Source organism: Croceitalea vernalis (genome assembly GCF_031846405.1).
GTDB classification, from domain to species: Bacteria; Bacteroidota; Bacteroidia; order Flavobacteriales; family Flavobacteriaceae; genus Croceitalea; species Croceitalea vernalis.
The window spans coordinates 1,078,935-1,095,428 of sequence record NZ_JAVRHU010000001.1 but is presented as its reverse complement, the minus strand read 5'-3'; the positions used below and the strand labels follow the sequence as shown (position 1 = coordinate 1,095,428).

Annotated in this window: 18 protein-coding genes and 1 tRNA gene; 10 read left to right on the top strand and 9 right to left on the bottom strand. The window is 34.0% G+C overall.

Annotated elements, in window-relative coordinates; translation table 11 throughout:
* Positions 1-183 precede the first annotated feature (183 nt).
* From rplM to RM520_RS04960, 10 genes are all read left to right on the top strand, one after another.
* A complete protein-coding gene (rplM, locus tag RM520_RS05005) occupies positions 184-639 on the top strand; it encodes a 50S ribosomal protein L13 (protein WP_311384604.1) in 456 nt (151 codons plus the stop codon).
* Positions 639-1,025 carry a 30S ribosomal protein S9 gene (gene rpsI, locus RM520_RS05000; protein ID WP_311384603.1) on the top strand — a complete coding sequence of 129 codons (387 nt, stop codon included), beginning with the start codon at positions 639-641 and terminating at the stop codon, positions 1,023-1,025. Before rplM ends, rpsI begins: the two co-directional genes overlap by 1 nt.
* 245 nt (positions 1,026-1,270) lie before the next feature.
* Entirely contained in the window at positions 1,271-2,374 is a 1,104-nt protein-coding gene (gene rpsB, locus RM520_RS04995; RefSeq protein ID WP_311387193.1) for a 30S ribosomal protein S2, read from the top strand.
* Positions 2,375-2,444: 70 nt separating this feature from the next.
* Positions 2,445-3,269 carry a translation elongation factor Ts gene (tsf, locus tag RM520_RS04990; protein WP_311387192.1) on the top strand — a complete coding sequence of 275 codons (825 nt, stop codon included), beginning with the start codon at positions 2,445-2,447 and terminating at the stop codon, positions 3,267-3,269.
* Positions 3,270-3,395: 126 nt separating this feature from the next.
* Complete coding sequence (gene pyrH / locus RM520_RS04985; RefSeq protein WP_311384600.1) at positions 3,396-4,103, top strand: UMP kinase; 708 nt, start codon at positions 3,396-3,398, stop codon at positions 4,101-4,103.
* A gap of 42 nt (positions 4,104-4,145) precedes the next feature.
* Positions 4,146-4,700 (top strand): ribosome recycling factor, encoded by a 555-nt coding sequence (gene frr, locus RM520_RS04980; RefSeq protein ID WP_311384599.1) that lies wholly within the window; start codon positions 4,146-4,148, stop codon positions 4,698-4,700.
* Between the two features lie 70 nt (positions 4,701-4,770).
* Positions 4,771-7,167 carry an efflux RND transporter permease subunit gene (locus tag RM520_RS04975; protein WP_311387191.1) on the top strand — a complete coding sequence of 799 codons (2,397 nt, stop codon included), beginning with the start codon at positions 4,771-4,773 and terminating at the stop codon, positions 7,165-7,167.
* Between the two features lie 65 nt (positions 7,168-7,232).
* Positions 7,233-8,666, top strand: a complete 1,434-nt coding sequence (gene asnS, locus RM520_RS04970) for an asparagine--tRNA ligase (RefSeq protein WP_311384895.1) — start codon at positions 7,233-7,235, stop codon at positions 8,664-8,666.
* Positions 8,667-8,705: 39 nt separating this feature from the next.
* Complete coding sequence (gene rpoN / locus RM520_RS04965) at positions 8,706-10,163, top strand: RNA polymerase factor sigma-54 (RefSeq protein WP_311384597.1); 1,458 nt, start codon at positions 8,706-8,708, stop codon at positions 10,161-10,163.
* Complete coding sequence (locus RM520_RS04960) at positions 10,163-10,768, top strand: hypothetical protein (protein WP_311384596.1); 606 nt, start codon at positions 10,163-10,165, stop codon at positions 10,766-10,768. The genes rpoN and RM520_RS04960 overlap by 1 nt, the downstream gene beginning before the upstream one ends.
* Here the strand turns inward: RM520_RS04960 and RM520_RS04955 are convergent.
* The 9 genes from RM520_RS04955 to RM520_RS04915 all read right to left on the bottom strand — a co-directional run bounded on the left by RM520_RS04955 (position 10,763) and on the right by RM520_RS04915 (position 16,489).
* Positions 10,763-11,464 (bottom strand): porin family protein, encoded by a 702-nt coding sequence (locus RM520_RS04955; protein ID WP_311387190.1) that lies wholly within the window; start codon positions 11,462-11,464, stop codon positions 10,763-10,765. The two genes, RM520_RS04960 and RM520_RS04955, sit on opposite strands and share 6 nt — an antisense overlap.
* 62 nt (positions 11,465-11,526) lie before the next feature.
* Positions 11,527-12,000 carry an ExbD/TolR family protein gene (locus tag RM520_RS04950; protein WP_311387189.1) on the bottom strand — a complete coding sequence of 158 codons (474 nt, stop codon included), beginning with the start codon at positions 11,998-12,000 and terminating at the stop codon, positions 11,527-11,529.
* 8 nt (positions 12,001-12,008) lie between these two features.
* Positions 12,009-12,626, bottom strand: coding sequence for an ExbD/TolR family protein (locus tag RM520_RS04945; RefSeq protein ID WP_311387188.1), 618 nt, complete (start codon positions 12,624-12,626; stop codon positions 12,009-12,011).
* 285 nt (positions 12,627-12,911) lie between these two features.
* Positions 12,912-13,394 carry an ExbD/TolR family protein gene (locus RM520_RS04940; RefSeq protein ID WP_311384592.1) on the bottom strand — a complete coding sequence of 161 codons (483 nt, stop codon included), beginning with the start codon at positions 13,392-13,394 and terminating at the stop codon, positions 12,912-12,914.
* A gap of 14 nt (positions 13,395-13,408) precedes the next feature.
* Positions 13,409-14,014 carry an ExbD/TolR family protein gene (locus RM520_RS04935; RefSeq protein ID WP_311384591.1) on the bottom strand — a complete coding sequence of 202 codons (606 nt, stop codon included), beginning with the start codon at positions 14,012-14,014 and terminating at the stop codon, positions 13,409-13,411.
* An 11-nt stretch (positions 14,015-14,025) separates the two neighbouring features.
* A complete protein-coding gene (locus tag RM520_RS04930) occupies positions 14,026-14,469 on the bottom strand; it encodes a hypothetical protein (RefSeq protein WP_311387187.1) in 444 nt (147 codons plus the stop codon).
* Between the two features lie 26 nt (positions 14,470-14,495).
* Positions 14,496-15,224: a MotA/TolQ/ExbB proton channel family protein gene (locus RM520_RS04925; protein ID WP_311387186.1), complete on the bottom strand. Its 729-nt coding sequence runs from the start codon at positions 15,222-15,224 to the stop codon at positions 14,496-14,498.
* Between the two features lie 78 nt (positions 15,225-15,302).
* Positions 15,303-15,390: transfer RNA gene (locus RM520_RS04920), tRNA-Ser, on the bottom strand.
* A 67-nt stretch (positions 15,391-15,457) separates the two neighbouring features.
* Positions 15,458-16,489, bottom strand: a complete 1,032-nt coding sequence (locus RM520_RS04915; protein WP_311387185.1) for an asparaginase — start codon at positions 16,487-16,489, stop codon at positions 15,458-15,460.
* Between the last annotated feature and the right edge of the window lie 5 nt (positions 16,490-16,494).

Here is a 16,494-nt window from a genome sequence, read left to right as displayed (position 1 = left end):
TTTTAAATCGTTACAGGTTTAAAATACTTTATGGATTTTTTAACATTCTTCATTGGAGGTCTTATTTTCAAAATAAAAAAACCATAAAATATTAATGAATAACCATTTGCAATTCAATCTAATAATTGTACATTTGCACCCCGTTTATCGGGAATGAATTGAAAATTGATAATATTTCAAGAGGTGGATACATTAAGTTATAAAACAATTTCAGCTAATAAAGCGACCATTACAAAGGAATGGATGTTGGTTGATGCTGAAGGACAGACATTGGGAAGATTGGCTTCAAAGGTTGCCAAAATATTAAGAGGTAAATACAAAACTAATTACACTCCCCATGTAGATTGTGGTGATAATGTCATTGTAATCAATGCAGAGAAAATTCAAATGAGTGGTAATAAATGGGCGGATAAAACCTATTTACGATATACTGGTTACCCGGGTGGACAGCGAGCTACTTCAGCTAGCAGCTTATTAGAAAAACACCCTGAACGTATTATTGAAAAATCTGTGAAAGGCATGTTGCCTAAAAACAGATTAGGTGCTGATTTATTCAGAAACCTTAAAGTTTATGCAGGTGCAGACCACGGGCAAGAAGCTCAAAAGCCAAAAGCTATTAATTTAAATGACTACAAATAATGGAAGTGGTTCATAAAATAGGAAGAAGAAAAACAGCAGTAGCAAGAGTTTATGTTTCAGAAGGAAAAGGAAACATTACAGTAAATAAGAAGTCTTTAGAAGATTATTTTACTACAGCTACACTGCAGTATAAGGTAAAACAACCTTTTACACTTACCGAAACTGATGGTAACTATGATGTAAAAGTCAATGTATATGGCGGTGGTATCACGGGACAAGCCGAAGCAGTTAGATTAGCCTTAGCTAGAGTAATGTGTGAAATTAATGAAGAGAATAGAACGATACTGAAGCCTGAAGGCCTTCTTACTAGAGACCCAAGAATGGTTGAACGTAAAAAGTTTGGTCAGAAGAAAGCTCGTAAGAAATTCCAATTCTCTAAACGTTAAGAATTATTTGCAAGAAATTGCATCTATTATATTTTTCCTGAATTCATATTCGGGATGAGGTTCATTGAAAATCCTGATTGAATATTTTAATCAGGATTAAATTTTAAACAAAAGTTGTCGTTGTTCCAAAGGGTACAATTAACTTTTTGGAATTTAGTTTAGCATCTAAATGGGTTAGGGCGAAGTATTTATACTGACCACCTACTCATTGCTATCTCAACGGAACGTAAACTAATTTACAAAAGATGGCAAGTAAAATTGAAGTTAAAAACTTATTGAATGCGGGTGTACACTTTGGGCACCTTACACGAAAGTGGAATCCTAACATGGCTCCTTATATCTACATGGAGCGTAACGGAATTCACGTTATCAACCTTTACAAAACGGTAGCAAAATTAGAAGAGGCTAATGAAGCTTTGAAAAAAATTGCTGGTTCAGGAAGAAAAATTCTTTTTGTAGCTACTAAAAAACAAGCAAAAGACATTGTTGCTGAAAAAGTAGCTAATGTTAATATGCCTTTCATTACTGAAAGATGGCCTGGCGGTATGCTTACAAACTTTGTAACTATCAGAAAAGCTGTAAAGAAAATGGCATCTATTGATAGAATGAAAAAAGATGGAACTTTCAAAACGCTTTCTAAAAAGGAACGTTTGCAGGTTGACCGTTTAAGAGCTAAACTTGAAAAAAACTTAGGTTCTATTTCTGAAATGACAAGATTGCCAGGTGCGATTTTTATTGTCGACACTATGCGTGAGCATATTGCGGTTAAAGAAGCACAAAAATTGAACATTCCAATTTTTGCAATGGTTGACACAAACTCTGACCCCAGACCTATTGATTATGTAATACCATCAAATGATGATGCAGGGAAGTCAATAGAAGCTATTTTGACTTCAGTAACAGAAGCGGTAGCTGAAGGTTTAGCTGAAAGAAAGGCAGATAAAGAAGCACCTAAAGAAAAGGCAGCTGCACCAACGGCGCCTAAAGCTGAGAAAACTGAAAAAGTAGCTAAAGAAAAAACGGAACAAGTTGTTGAAAAGAAAACTGAAGCCAAACCAAAGAAAACAGCAACTAAAAAAGCTAAGGCTGATGATTTAACTAAAGTAGAAGGTATTGGACCAAAAGCTGCTGAAGCCTTAGTTGCGGCAGGCGTTGCAACCTTTGTTGATTTAGCAAAAGCTGAAGCTGACAACATCAAAACCATTTTAACAGAAGCTAGTCCTAGATTGGCACATCTTGAGCCAGCTTCATGGCCAAAGCAAGCACAAATGGCTGCGGATGGTAAATGGGATGAGCTAAAAGAATGGCAAGACAACACTAAAGGAGGAATTGAAGACTCAGAAGAGTAATTTAACCTTGAGATAAAACAAAACACAAGCTTTGTGTTTTACTTTACATAATTTTTAAATACAAGAACAAATGGCAAATATTACAGCCGCTGAAGTAAATAAATTAAGAAAGGCTACCGGAGCTGGAATGATGGATTGCAAAAAAGCCTTGGTCGAAGCTGAAGGTGATTTTGATAAAGCAATCGAAATTCTGCGTAAGAAAGGTCAGAAAGTTGCGGCGAAAAGAGCTGATAGAGATTCGTCTGAAGGCGCTGCTATCGCTAAAGTAAGCGCTGATAATTCGAATGGAATTATTATTTCCCTTAATTGTGAAACTGATTTTGTTGCCAAAAACGACACTTTTGTAACATTAGCTAATGAATTAGCTGAAGTCGCACTTGGTTTTGATAGTAAAGATGCATTTTTAGCCGCTCAGTTTAACGGAATGACTGTTGCTGAAAAACTTACCGAACAAACTGGGGTTATTGGTGAAAAGATTGAAATTGGTGGATTTGAAACATTAAGCGCTCCATTTGTGGGGTCATACATTCATGCAGGCAACAAAATTGCAACATTGGTTGGTCTTTCGGCTGCCGTTGATGGTGCTGCTATTGCTGCAAAAGATGTTGCTATGCAAGCTGCTGCAATGAACCCTGTAGCACTTAATGAAGAAGGTGTTGACCAGTCCGTAATTGATAAAGAAATTGAGATTGCTAAAGACCAATTACGTCAAGAAGGCAAACCGGAAGCTATGTTGGAAAATATCGCTAAAGGTAAATTAAAACGTTTCTTTAAAGACAATACTTTAGTAAATCAAGCATTTATTAAAGATAGCAAACAAAGTGTATCTCAATATGTAAAATCTGTAGCTTCTGATTTAGAAGTAACTGGTTTTTCTAGAGTGGCTTTAGGCTAAAACCAGATATTACAACACAAAAAAGCCTGACCAAATTGGTCAGGCTTTTTTATTTTACAAACATTCCAATCCTCAAATCAGCATTAATAATTTTGATTATTTTTGTTCGGACTTCAAAAAAAGCACATGCAATACAAAAGAATTCTTTTAAAACTTAGTGGTGAAGCCTTAATGGGTGAACAGCAATACGGTATAGATGCCAAAAGGCTTACGGAATATGCAGAAGACATTAAAGCAGTTGTAGAGAAAGGAGTTCAAATTGCTATTGTTATAGGAGGAGGAAATATTTTTAGAGGTCTAAAAGGCGCTAGCGAAGGTATGGACCGGGTTCAAGGAGACCACATGGGAATGTTAGCTACAGTTATTAATAGTTTGGCCTTACAAAGTGCTTTAGAAATTGCAGGAGTACAGACTAGAGTTCAATCAGCAATAAAAATTAATGAAGTTGCAGAACCTTTTATTAGAAGAAGAGCAATGCGCCATCTAGAAAAAGGGCGAGTAGTTATTTTTGGAGGTGGAACAGGTAATCCGTATTTCACAACGGATTCGGCTGCGGTTTTAAGGGCTATTGAGGTTAAAGCCGATGTTATTTTAAAAGGAACTAGAGTAGATGGCATTTATTCTGCTGATCCAGAGAAAGATAAAAACGCAACCAAATTTGACAGTATTTCTTTTGATGATGTATTAACCAAGGGTCTTAAGGTTATGGATACAACTGCATTTACTCTAAGTCAAGAGAATGAATTACCAATCGTTGTCTTTGATATGAATACAAGAGGAAATCTGATGAAATTGATCTCTGGAGAGAACATTGGAACTATAGTCAATAACTAGTATTGGCATAATAGTTGATTTTAAAATTGAAATTTTACAATTATGAATGAAGAAGTAACATTTGTACTTGATACAACTAAAGAAGGCATGGACGGTGCGATGTCGCATCTAGAAAAAGCTTTCATTAAGATTAGAGCTGGCAAAGCCAGTCCGATGATGTTATCTACGGTAAAAGTTGAATACTATGGATCCCCTACTCCATTATCTCAAGTTGCAAATGTAAATACGCCAGATGCAAGAACGATATCTGTGCAACCTTGGGAGAAAAGTATTCTTCAAGATATTGAAAGTGCCATTATGAACGCTAATATTGGTTTTAATCCAATGAATAATGGAGAAATGATTATCATCAACGTTCCACCCTTAACAGAAGAACGTCGTCGAGATTTAGTAAAACAAGCGAAAGCAGAAGCTGAAGATGCTAAGGTGAGTATTCGCAGTGCTAGGCAAGAAGCAAACAAGGAACTTAAAAAATTAGAGATTTCTGAAGATGTTTTAGCTAATGCCGAAGTTGATGTGCAAGAATTAACAGACAAATACATTAAAAAAGTTGATGCCGTTTTTGATGTTAAAGAAGTTGAGATAATGAAAGTGTAACTTGTTTTACGCGGTTATTGTTTAGGTACACAACTAATCATTTTCTACCTTTGTTGGTAAGAACACTAAAATGTTAAAAGAGCTTTTTCAAGGTTTTTGGGCTGCACTTGCACGAATTATACTTAGAAACCGAATATTAATACTCCTTTTAATTGTAGCTGTAACAGTTTTCCTAGGTTTTCAATGGAAACATATGCGCTTTTCAAATACCGAAGCCAATGTTTTACCGGATGATCATCCAGAAACAGTGCAATACAATGCCTTTGTTGATTTATTCGGTCAAGAAGACAATGCTATAGTCTTAGCGGTTAGAGATAGTTTACTCTTTTTACCTGATAACTTTAATAGATGGAATAAGCTAAGTAAACAATTTCAAGCTGTCCCAGAAATTGACTTTGTTGTATCAACTGACAATCTTCAAGAACTTGTCAAAGACAACGAAAAACAAGAGTTTATTCTACAACCTCTAATAAAATCAGTCCCTGATACCAAAGAGAAGGTCGCTGAAATCAAAAATCATTTATTTGAAAACATGCCTTTTTATGAAAATTTAATTTTTAATAAAAAGAGTGGCACTGTTCGCACTGTAATATATCTTGATAAAGATATATTGAATACTTCCGTTCGGAATGAATTTATTCTAAATGACCTAGAAACATTAGTAAAAAACTTTGAAGAAGAAACTAGTTTAGATGTTCGAGTTTCCGGAATGCCTTATATTAAAACTTGGAACAATAAGATTATAACAAGTGAAATTGGAAAATTTATACTAGCTGCTCTAGCGGTTACCTCAATTATTTTCTTCTTTTTCTTTAGAAGTTTTAGAGCTACCTTAATTTCAATGTGTGTTGTTATAATAGGTGTTATGTGGGCATTTGGTGTTTTAGGGTTATTTCAATACGAAATAACTATTCTTACAGCTCTTATTCCCCCTTTGATTATCGTAATTGGAATACCTAATTGTATTTTCTTAATTAATAAGTATCAACAAGAGGTAAAAAAACATGGCAACCAAGCATTGTCTTTACAACGCGTAATTTCAAAAGTCGGCAACGCTACTTTAATGACTAATTGTACAACGGCATTAGGTTTTGCAACTTTTATTATTCTAGATAGCGACCTTCTAAAAGAATTCGGAATTGTTGCTTCTATTAACATTCTAAGTATTTTTCTTTTATCACTATTAATAATCCCTATTGTTTATAGCTTTATGGCTATTCCAAAAGACAAGCATTTAAAGCACTTGAGAAAGAAGTGGGTAGATCGTTTTGTAAGTTGGATGGAGCATTTGGTACGAAATCATAGAATAGCAGTTTATATTACTTCAATATTAGTTTTAGTTACCAGTATCATAGGAATATATCAAATTCAAATCACTGGTAGTCGAATAGAAGATTTACCCAAGGATGCCAAATTTTTTAAAGATATCCGCTTTTTTGAAGAAGAATTTGATGGCATAATGCCCGTTGAGGTAGTTGTCGATACTAAACAAAAAAATGGTGTACTAAAACCAGCTACGCTAAGAAGAATCAATCAATTATCGGATGAAATTGATGAAACACCAGAGTTATCAAAGCCAGTATCGATTGTAAACTTAGTAAAATACTCTAAGCAGGCTTTTTATAATGGTATTCCAAAATATTATCAATTACCAACTTCGCAAGAGAATACCTTTATAATGGATGTTGCTCGTAAGTCTTCAGAGAACGGGAATCTTTTAGAAAGTTTTGTTGATAGCACGGGGCAAACCGCAAGAATGACCACCTTCATGCGCGATGTGAAAACAACGCGAATGGAAGAAATTGAAGAAGACCTTATTGAGTCAATTGATAAGATTTTTCCAGCAGAACGCTATAACGTTTACATGACAGGGAAGGCTCTATTGTTTTTAAAGGGAACAAAATACCTAACCAAAAACCTTTTGTTATCCCTGGCATTTGCTATTGGGTTAATTTCGATTTTTATGGCTTATTTGTTTAGGTCGTTTAGAATGATCATTATATCCTTGGTGCCAAATTTACTACCCCTAGTTATTACGGCGGGTTTAATGGGATTTTTAGGGGTACCTATAAAACCATCTACAATACTTGTATTCAGTATTGCTTTTGGTATTTCCGTTGACGATACTATTCATTTTCTTGCTAAATATCGTCAAGAATTAATGGCTAACAAATGGCAAATCAAGAAATCTGTTTATAATGCACTTCGAGAAACAGGAGTAAGTATGTTCTACACTTCAATAGTTTTATTCTTTGGTTTTTCTGTTTTTATCATTTCCAGTTTTGGTGGCACAAAAGCTTTAGGTGGTTTAGTTTCAGCTACATTACTCTTTGCAATGCTCGCAAATCTAATTTTATTACCCTCATTATTATTGTCTTTAGAACGCAGTATCGCCAACAAAACGGTGCTTAAAAAACCTCAGATAGATATCTTACCGAAAGATGACGAAAAAGCCCATGGGAAATAGGGTTTTGATAACCCAATTTTTTTTACAAAAACCTATCTTTGAAACTTAATTTAGACGATACAATAATGGAGCGTATTTCCGTGAAAAAATTATTGGGCACAGCACCAATACATCAAGAAGTTGAAGTAAATGGTTGGGTTAAAACTTTTAGAAGCAATAGATTTATTGCCTTAAATGACGGTTCTACCATAAATAACATTCAATGCGTTATTGATTTTGAAAAGTTCGATGAAGCTATTATAAAATCAATCTCAACGGGAGCTGCTATCAAGATTAAAGGGAATTTAGTAGAAAGTCAAGGGCGCGGTCAAAGTGTTGAAATTCAAGTTTCTGAATTTCAAATCCACGGAACAGCTGATGCAGATACCTACCCTATTCAGCCTAAAAAACACTCTTTGGAATTCTTGAGAGAGAAGGCGCATTTGCGTGTGCGAACTAACACTTTTTCAGCTGTAATGCGTTTACGTTCTGCCTTATCCTATGCAGTTCATACTTATTTTCAAAAAAATGGATTCTATTATTTTCACGCTCCTATTATAACAGGTTCTGATGCTGAAGGAGCAGGAGAAATGTTTAGAGTTACCGCTTTAGATCCTAAAAATCCTCCATTAAATGAGAATGGTGATGTAAATTATAAAGAAGATTTTTTTGGTAAGGAAACCAACTTAACGGTTTCGGGGCAGCTAGAGGCAGAAGCATACGCTATGGCACTTGGTAAAGTTTATACTTTTGGACCCACTTTTAGAGCTGAAAATTCAAATACTTCGAGGCATTTAGCCGAATTCTGGATGATTGAACCCGAAATGGCTTTTCATGATCTTAATGATAACATGGATTTAGCCGAAGACTTTATCAAATGGGTAATAAAGTACATTCTTGAAAACTGCGGGGATGATCTACAATTTTTGGAGAAAAGATTACTTGATGAAGAAAAATCCAAACCACAAGCAGAAAGAAGTGAATTACCATTAATTGAAAAACTGAAGTTTGTAGCTGATAACAATTTCAAAAGAGTTTCTTATACTGAGGCGATTGATATTCTACGAAACTCCAAACCCAACAAAAAGAAAAAATTTGAATATATCATAGAAGAATGGGGTGCTGATTTGCAAAGTGAGCATGAGCGTTATTTAGTTGAAAAACACTTTAAATGCCCTGTTATTCTTTTTGATTATCCAGCAAATATCAAAGCGTTTTACATGAGGCTCAATGAAGACGGTAAAACTGTACGTGCAATGGATGTCCTTTTTCCGGGCATTGGTGAAATAGTAGGCGGTTCTCAGCGTGAAGAACGCCTAGAAGTTTTACAACAGAAAATGGCTGACTTAGGTATTGATGAAGAAGAACTATGGTGGTATTTAGATCTTCGTAAGTTTGGAACAGCTGTTCATAGTGGATTTGGCCTTGGGTTTGAGCGATTAGTCCAATTTGCTACAGGCATGGGAAATATAAGAGATGTCATTCCATTTCCAAGAACACCTCAGAACGCAGCTTTTTAAATTGATTTCTTTAACTTTAAGGTTAAGCAATAAACCTATATGCTAAAGCAGCACCTACAATTTAAACTTTCTCAAAAACTGTCTCCTCAGCAAATTCAGCTGATGAAGTTGATTCAACTGCCTACCCAAGCTTTTGAACAACGATTAAAACAAGAATTAGAAGAAAACCCGGCCTTAGAAAGTGGGAAAGAAGAGAATGAGACTTTAGATGACCCATATGAAGATACTTTTGACGATCTAGGTGATACTGAAAGTATATCCACCGATGATATTAATATAGATGATTATTTAAGTGATGACGAAGTGCCTGATTACCGAACTCAGGTGAATAATTATAGTGTAGACGACGATGAGAAAAGTGTACCATATGCAGCAGGTATCTCATTTAATCAATACTTAATAAATCAGTTAAATACAGTATATCTAAGTGATGAAGAATGGGCTATTGCTGAATTTTTGGTTGGTAGTGTAGACGAAAGTGGCTACATAAGAAGACCATTGACTGATATCATGGACGATTTAGCGTTTACACAAAATATATATACTGAGGAACCCCGTATTGAAAAGGTTCTAAAAATAGTACAGACCCTTGATCCACCTGGTGTTGCAGCCCGAACTTTAGATGAATGTCTAATCATACAATTACAAAGAAAAGAGACCAGTCCATCGGTTGAATTAGCAACATCAATTTTAAAAAAGTCTTTTGATCAGTTTACTAAAAAACATTACAAGAAATTAATCTTAAAGCATAGTATTACTGAAGATGAACTTAAGGACGCCATTAACGAAATAGAAAAATTAAATCCAAAACCAGGAGGCTCTTACTCCGGTAATACTAGAATGATTGAACATGTTGTTCCTGATTTTTCTATAAAGATTTTAGAAGGTGAATTAGAACTTACCCTAAATGGCCGAAACGCTCCTGAATTGCACGTATCAAAAGACTATAACAACATGCTTCAGGGTTATAAGGACTCAAAGGATAAGTCCAAATCACAAAAGGACACGGTAATGTTTATTAAACAAAAATTAGATGCAGCTAAATGGTTTATTGACGCAATTAAGCAAAGGCAGCAAACTTTATTTGTTACGATGAACTCAATTATGAGATATCAAAAAGAATACTTTTTAACGGGCGATGAGCGTAAGCTACGCCCAATGATTCTCAAAGATATTGCAGACCAAATTAATATGGATGTTTCAACAGTATCTAGGGTTGCTAATAGCAAATATGTGGATACCCCTTATGGTACCAAATTAATTAAAGAGTTCTTTTCTGAGTCTATGAAAAATGAACAAGGTGAAGACGTTTCTACCAGAGAAATAAAAAAAATACTTGAAACTGTTATCGGTGAAGAAGAAAAGAAAAAACCCCTTACCGATGATAAGCTAGCAAAAATTTTAAAAGAAAAAGGCTACCCCATTGCTCGTAGAACAGTTGCAAAGTATAGAGAACAGCTAAGCATACCTGTGGCTAGACTCAGAAAACAAATCTGATGAAAGTTCTTTTAAAATCATTCTCTTATGTATTCCACCCTTTATTTATTCCTATAGGTGGCACAGTAGCCTACTTTTTAGTTACACCTAAATATAGTTCACTTGAAATACAGAGCGGGAATATTCTACCTATTTTCATTCTAACGGTTATTATACCAATTATCTTTTTCTTTATTCTAAAAAATCTTGGTTTAATAGGCTCCATTTTTGCACCAACTCTTGCCGAACGTAAATATCCATTGTACATCAGTATTATTCTTTATCTAATGATTTTGTATAAGGTAATACCTCAAAACTATATTAATGAGCTGTATTTCTTTTTTGTAGGGCTCGTTATTGCGTCAGTATCAATATTGCTGCTACTCTTTTTAAAAATTAAGGCAAGTATTCATCTTATGGGTATGGGCAGTCTCCTGCTATTTTTGTTTGGTTTAAGCATTCATTTTGAAACTAATATTACATTTGCTATCGCAATTTTTACCATTTGTACAGGATTGGTTGCTACATCAAGACTTTTTATGAATGCCCACTCAAGAGCCGAATTATTAATTGGAATTTTAATTGGTATCTGCTCGCAATTATTTATGCTGAAGTACTGGTTATAAAATGTAAAAAACGACACCAACTCTTAAAGGTCTGAACTTAATGGCTTGATTATCGAGCAAGGCTGAACCCTTTAATAAAGGTGCTAAACTATAATACAAATGAATATTCCAAGTATTGTAACCAAAATTTAGAGTAAGGCCATATTGCCATTGAGAAATATCATTATTAGTAAACTTTAAATTTTCATTTTGACTATTGAATCTGGCGACAGACAATCTTGAAAAAAGATATTCAGCTTTAACTCCGGCATATATACGCCAAAACTTATAATCTTCAGCATTTGAAGTACGCCACCTTAACTCTAAAGGAAAAGCGATGCTATGTGTTTCAAACTTACTTCGGTTAAGACTATCACTTGATACTGATAGTTGATAATTAATGGCTGAATTTATTTCTGTAGCGATAATATTGCTATAATAAGAGTTAGTATCATAACCGATACCTACACCCAAACCAAAGTTTCTTTTTCTATTTATAGGAATGTCTTTAATAAAACCAAAATGAATATTATAAGATAAATTCCTTTGAATTGTTTCGTCAGAAGGAAGGTCAGTTAAAAAATTATAGGCTATTCCTGCGTAAAATTGATCTTCGAGATAACGACTATTATTACCAGCGGATAAGTTCGCTTCTTGCCCAAGAATTGACAAAGCAGAGAAGAAAAAGATTATAAGGAAAAACAAACTTTTACCCATAGACCACAAAGTAAAACAAAAAATACGCTTATGGCATAAAATACTTTTGATTAAAATTTCAATTAAAGATTATTAAAGATATCACCTTGAATGGTTGTATAATTTACTTTAAGCATATTGACTTTTCGCAGTTCTTTTTTAACATCTGTAACTATGCCCATTTCTGCAGTTTTATCAACCTTCAAAGAAACCATAGCTACTTTCTTCATTTCTTCAGGCATTTTCGAGACTTCTGATAACACGTAAACGCTTATATCCTCAATGTTACCGAATTTACTACCTAATTGAATTTTAGGTTCAGTTCCAACAAAAAAACCGTCTTGAGTAGATTTACCAATTAGAATTTCAATTACTTCATCTAACTGTAATATTTCTTCTGTTTCATTTGCGATTGGCAAGGTGTTTTCCACTAGTAAGTTGGTATTTTTCATGGTTGTAACTGTCATAAAAAAAAACAGCAAGATGAAAACAATATCAGGTAAAGATGCCGTAGAAATTGCTGGTAGTTGTTTTTTATTCTTTCTATTCTTTATCATAATTCCTTTTAATTATTAAACACTTCGTTTTCTATTATCTTTTGTGGATAAAGCTCTTGGATTTTTTTTATCTGCTTTTTTAAAATAACTTTTCTCTCTAAATGAGTATTTTGATTATGATATTCTTCTTCCATTTGAACATAACCTTGATTGAAAAGTCTTTTAGCCTCTCTATTCCTTAATTCATTATACGCTCCAATCAATTCATTTTGTATCATAATATAAAATCCATATGTAGTCTCTCTTTTATGAGACAAAAAAACAATTGCCTTACTCGGATTATCAGAAGAACTTTTATTTCTATTTCCTTTACAGTAAGCACAATAGTCATTTCCATTTATTGTCATACCTCCATTATCTATAAAAGCTTTTGTCAAGTCTCGTAAGCTTGTTATATCCACTACATTATCTTCAACCATTAACTGGTTATCACTATTAATATTTACTCTTAATACATTTCTTTCATTCAATTCAATTTCTGGACCAGGTTCCTTTGGAGGTAGAAGTCTATCGAACCCTTCATCTGTTTTCAATGTTGTAGTGACTAAGAAAAAAATAAGTAGCAAAAAAGCAATGTCAGCCATTGAACCTGCATTCACCTCGGGTATCTCTCTTTTTATTGACATAATTCAATATTTTTTTCTAGGATTATCTTATTGCTTTACAACACAAATAACAATCTTCTAAAAAAATAAAAAAGTAATAATGAGTGAGGACCCCACTTCAATGAGGTATTGGGTCTCAAAGAATTAATTACTAATAAAACAATGAAAAGCTAACAATAGAAAAGAGTAAGCAAATTAATGTAGTCCCTAATAGGAATGCTAATAAATCCAAAAGAATAAAATTTAATTATAAAAAAAGCCTTGAATAAAAATTCAAGGCTTTCTAACTAAAATTTAGTTTTTAACTTATTGAAGGTTATTAAAAGCATCTCCTTCAAATGTTGTATAATTCACTTTCAAGGCATTTACCTTTCTGAGTTCTTGTTTAATATCAGATATCAAACCCATATTTGCTTCCTTATCTACTTTCAATGCGGTAGTCAATACATTTTGAAGCTCTTGCGGCTTTTTCGCACGCTCAGCTAATATATACGACCCTACTTCATTAACACTAGCAAACTTATCGTTCAATTGAATTCTGGTTTCCGTACCGTAAACACTTTCATATTCGCGAGTTGGTTTTCCAGCAAACACATAAATCACTCTATCCTTTTTTTCCAGCTTTTTAATTTCAGTAGCATTTGGTAGCGTATTCTCAACCATAATAGAACTGTCCTTCATAACTGTAACAGTCATAAAAAAGAATAATAACATGAAAACAATATCAGGTAAAGAAGCAGTTGAAACCGCAGGTAAATCACCATCTTTTTTCTTAGCAAACTTGCCCATTAAATTCGTTTTAATTAGTTACTTGAAGTTTCTGCTTCAGACAATTTTTGAGGAAACAAATCTTGAATTCTTTTTACTTTATCTTTCAACTCTTCACGAACACTGCTTGGAGTTTCAGGATTTAAGTATTCAGATTCCATTGCTACGAAGTCACGATTAAATAATCGATTCGCTTCTCGGTTTCTCAAATCATTATATGCACCTACCAATTCATTCTGAACTGTGATGTATGTGGCATACTTTGTTTCTCTATCGTTCTTAAGTGATATAATTGCTTTAGAAGGATTATCAGATGAACTACCATCTCTTTTTCCTTTGCAATAATCACATGAACCATCTCCACCATTATCTAAGAATTCCATAGCAGCCTTACGTAAGTCTTTAATATCCATTAAATTCTCATCAGCTAACAACTGTCCATTCTTATTAATGTTGACAGTGAAAATATTCTTTTGCTTAATAACGACATCAGTATCAGGCGGTTCAATTGGAGGAAGCATTCTATCTAGCCCTGCATCAGTTTCTATGGTAGTAGTTACCAAGAAAAAGATAAGTAGCAAGAAGGCGATATCCGCCATAGAACCCGCATTAACCTCTGGTGCTCCTTTTCTTCTAGGCATAGTTCTTAATTTTATTTACCAATTAATTTTTTAATACCTGGCCAAATCATCAGTAAAACTGCTACAAGAGTCATTCCGAAAAACACATTAAGCATCATTCCAATTGTCTTAACAGTACTGGCTTCAGGTTGTATTTCTTTTCCTTCGAAAACGTCAACAACGGCCTGAGCTTCATCACCACTTGAAAGGGCATAACCTATAATAAAAAGTACAGCTAAACCTCCAATGGCAAATAATGCTTTTTTCAACCCACCAGGTGTAGTCATCATTTTCTTAAGTCCGTAAAACAATGCTAACGCAGTGGCAGCAATCAATAGAATCCATGTTAGAATAAACATTAGATCTATTGAACCACTATCAATTGCCGTTGGATCATCACCGGATGGCATGAAGAAGAAACTCAACGCCGCAGCAATAACACCGATAACAATTAATACAATCTTTAATATTTTCATGATTCGATAGTTTTAAATGTTATCAATTATTTTTTATGGGCAGCCAACATATCAATCAAAGAGATTGATGAGTCTTCCATATCATTTACGATACTATCGATTTTTGCAATAATGTAGTTGTAAAAAATTTGAAGAATAATTGCAGTTATCAAACCAAATACCGTAGTCAATAATGCTACTTGAATATCACCTGCAATAAGTGAAGCACTTAAATTACCAACTGCTGCAATTTTTTGGAATGCCGCAATCATACCTATTACCGTACCCATGAAACCAAGCATTGGTGCAATTGCAATAAATAAAGATAACCAAGACACATTTTTCTCTAATTGACCCATCTGAACACCACCGTACGAGACAACGGCCTTTTCAGCAGATTCTAGACCTTCGCCTATTCTATCTAAACCTTGGTAAAAAATTGAGGCAACAGGACCTTTTGTATTTCTGCAAACTTCTTTAGCTGCTTCTACGCCACCTGAGGCTAATGCATCTTCAACTTGTTGCTTTAATTTTGAAGAATTTGTGCTAGCCATATTAAGGTATATAATACGTTCGATAGCAACTGCAAGACCTAAAATTAAACATAACAATACGATACCCATGAACGCTGGTCCACCTTGGATGAATTGTTCTTTCAAAACTTGGGTAAAACCTTTGCTTGCCTCTTCTGCATCTTGAATCATCGCTGCTGAAGCTGTAGTAGTACCTAAAATAAACATTCCGGCAGTAGCCAGAGTAAAGGATATTTTTTTCATCGTGTTCAAACTTAAAATTAGTTAGTTAATAATGTTAAAGATATAAAAATTTCGCAATTATCAAATTTAAAAAAACAGCAGAGAGGAAGGGATTCGAACCCTCGATACACTTTTGGTGTATACACACTTTCCAGGCGTGCGCCTTCGACCACTCGGCCACCTCTCTATTTTTAAATAGTTAGGCTGCCCAATTAACAAAAAAATAATTAGTTAATAAAATTTAACACGTTAATTTAATCCATTTCTCCGCGCAATGAAGTTTCAAAAACCGTCTTAAATAAGCTACTTGAAATTGTGCTTCCCAAAAGATACATGGCTTTAGTTACCGCTGCCTCGGTTGTAATATCTTTACCATCAATCAATTGTATTTGCGATAGCTTTTTGCTAGTCTCATAATGACCCATTATAACACTGCCACCTGAACACTGAGTTACATTAATTATATGAAGGCCATTTTTTATTGCTTTTTCTAATAATTGAATGAACCAATTGGCAGTTGGAGCATTGCCTGCACCATAAGTTTCTAAAATCAAAACTCTCAAATCAGGTGTTTGTAATACGGAGTTGACCAAATTTTCTCCAATTCCAGGAAATAATTTCAATACTGCTACCCTATTATCTAGCTTTTTATGAGCCTTAAGTTGCGATTTATTCTTTGATGGGTTTAATAAATATGGATGATTCACTTTTAAATTAACTCCCGATTCTACTAATGGCGGGTGATTAGGAGAATCAAATGCTTCAAAATGTTCCGCATTTATTTTAGTTGTTCTATTACCACGATACAATTTGTATTCAAAGTATAAACCTACTTCTTGAATGACCGCCTGACCATTTATTTGAAGCGATGCTATTTGTATGGACGTTATTAAATTTTCCTTGGCGTCAGTTCTTAAATCTCCGATTGGCAATTGTGAACCTGTAAAGATTACAGGTTTTGATAAATTTTCTAACATAAAACTTAAAGCAGATGCAGAATAACTCATGGTGTCACTACCGTGAAGAACAACAAATCCGTCTTGACTAGTATAGTTAGATTCAATAATTACTGCTATTTCTTCCCAATACTTTAAATTCATATTAGATGAATCAATGGGAGTATCAAAAGAAATACTTTTAATAATACAATCAAGTTGACTCAATTCTGGAATATGACTCATAAGCTCATCAAAATCAAAAGCTTTTAAAGCACCGGTTTCATAATCTTTTACCATACCTATGGTACCGCCAGTATATATCAGTAAAATTCTAGCTTTATTTTGCATACCTA

Bases quoted from the DNA above. Each gene is read 5' to 3' on its own strand.
- RM520_RS04935 (WP_311384591.1), bottom strand. From the start codon at position 14,014: ATGCCTAGAAGAAAAGGAGCACCAGAGGTTAATGCGGGTTCTATGGCG.
- RM520_RS04915 (WP_311387185.1), bottom strand. From the start codon at position 16,489: ATGCAAAATAAAGCTAGAATTTTACTGATATATACTGGCGGTACCATA.
- RM520_RS04940 (WP_311384592.1), bottom strand. From the start codon at position 13,394: ATGGGCAAGTTTGCTAAGAAAAAAGATGGTGATTTACCTGCGGTTTCA.
- rpoN (WP_311384597.1), top strand. From the start codon at position 8,706: ATGCTAAAGCAGCACCTACAATTTAAACTTTCTCAAAAACTGTCTCCT.
- RM520_RS04975 (WP_311387191.1), top strand. From the start codon at position 4,771: ATGTTAAAAGAGCTTTTTCAAGGTTTTTGGGCTGCACTTGCACGAATT.
- asnS (WP_311384895.1), top strand. From the start codon at position 7,233: ATGGAGCGTATTTCCGTGAAAAAATTATTGGGCACAGCACCAATACAT.
- RM520_RS04955 (WP_311387190.1), bottom strand. From the start codon at position 11,464: ATGGGTAAAAGTTTGTTTTTCCTTATAATCTTTTTCTTCTCTGCTTTG.
- RM520_RS04945 (WP_311387188.1), bottom strand. From the start codon at position 12,626: ATGTCAATAAAAAGAGAGATACCCGAGGTGAATGCAGGTTCAATGGCT.
- rpsB (WP_311387193.1), top strand. From the start codon at position 1,271: ATGGCAAGTAAAATTGAAGTTAAAAACTTATTGAATGCGGGTGTACAC.
- frr (WP_311384599.1), top strand. From the start codon at position 4,146: ATGAATGAAGAAGTAACATTTGTACTTGATACAACTAAAGAAGGCATG.
- rpsI (WP_311384603.1), top strand. From the start codon at position 639: ATGGAAGTGGTTCATAAAATAGGAAGAAGAAAAACAGCAGTAGCAAGA.
- RM520_RS04950 (WP_311387189.1), bottom strand. From the start codon at position 12,000: ATGATAAAGAATAGAAAGAATAAAAAACAACTACCAGCAATTTCTACG.
- RM520_RS04925 (WP_311387186.1), bottom strand. From the start codon at position 15,224: ATGAAAAAAATATCCTTTACTCTGGCTACTGCCGGAATGTTTATTTTA.
- pyrH (WP_311384600.1), top strand. From the start codon at position 3,396: ATGCAATACAAAAGAATTCTTTTAAAACTTAGTGGTGAAGCCTTAATG.
- tsf (WP_311387192.1), top strand. From the start codon at position 2,445: ATGGCAAATATTACAGCCGCTGAAGTAAATAAATTAAGAAAGGCTACC.
- RM520_RS04930 (WP_311387187.1), bottom strand. From the start codon at position 14,469: ATGAAAATATTAAAGATTGTATTAATTGTTATCGGTGTTATTGCTGCG.
- RM520_RS04960 (WP_311384596.1), top strand. From the start codon at position 10,163: ATGAAAGTTCTTTTAAAATCATTCTCTTATGTATTCCACCCTTTATTT.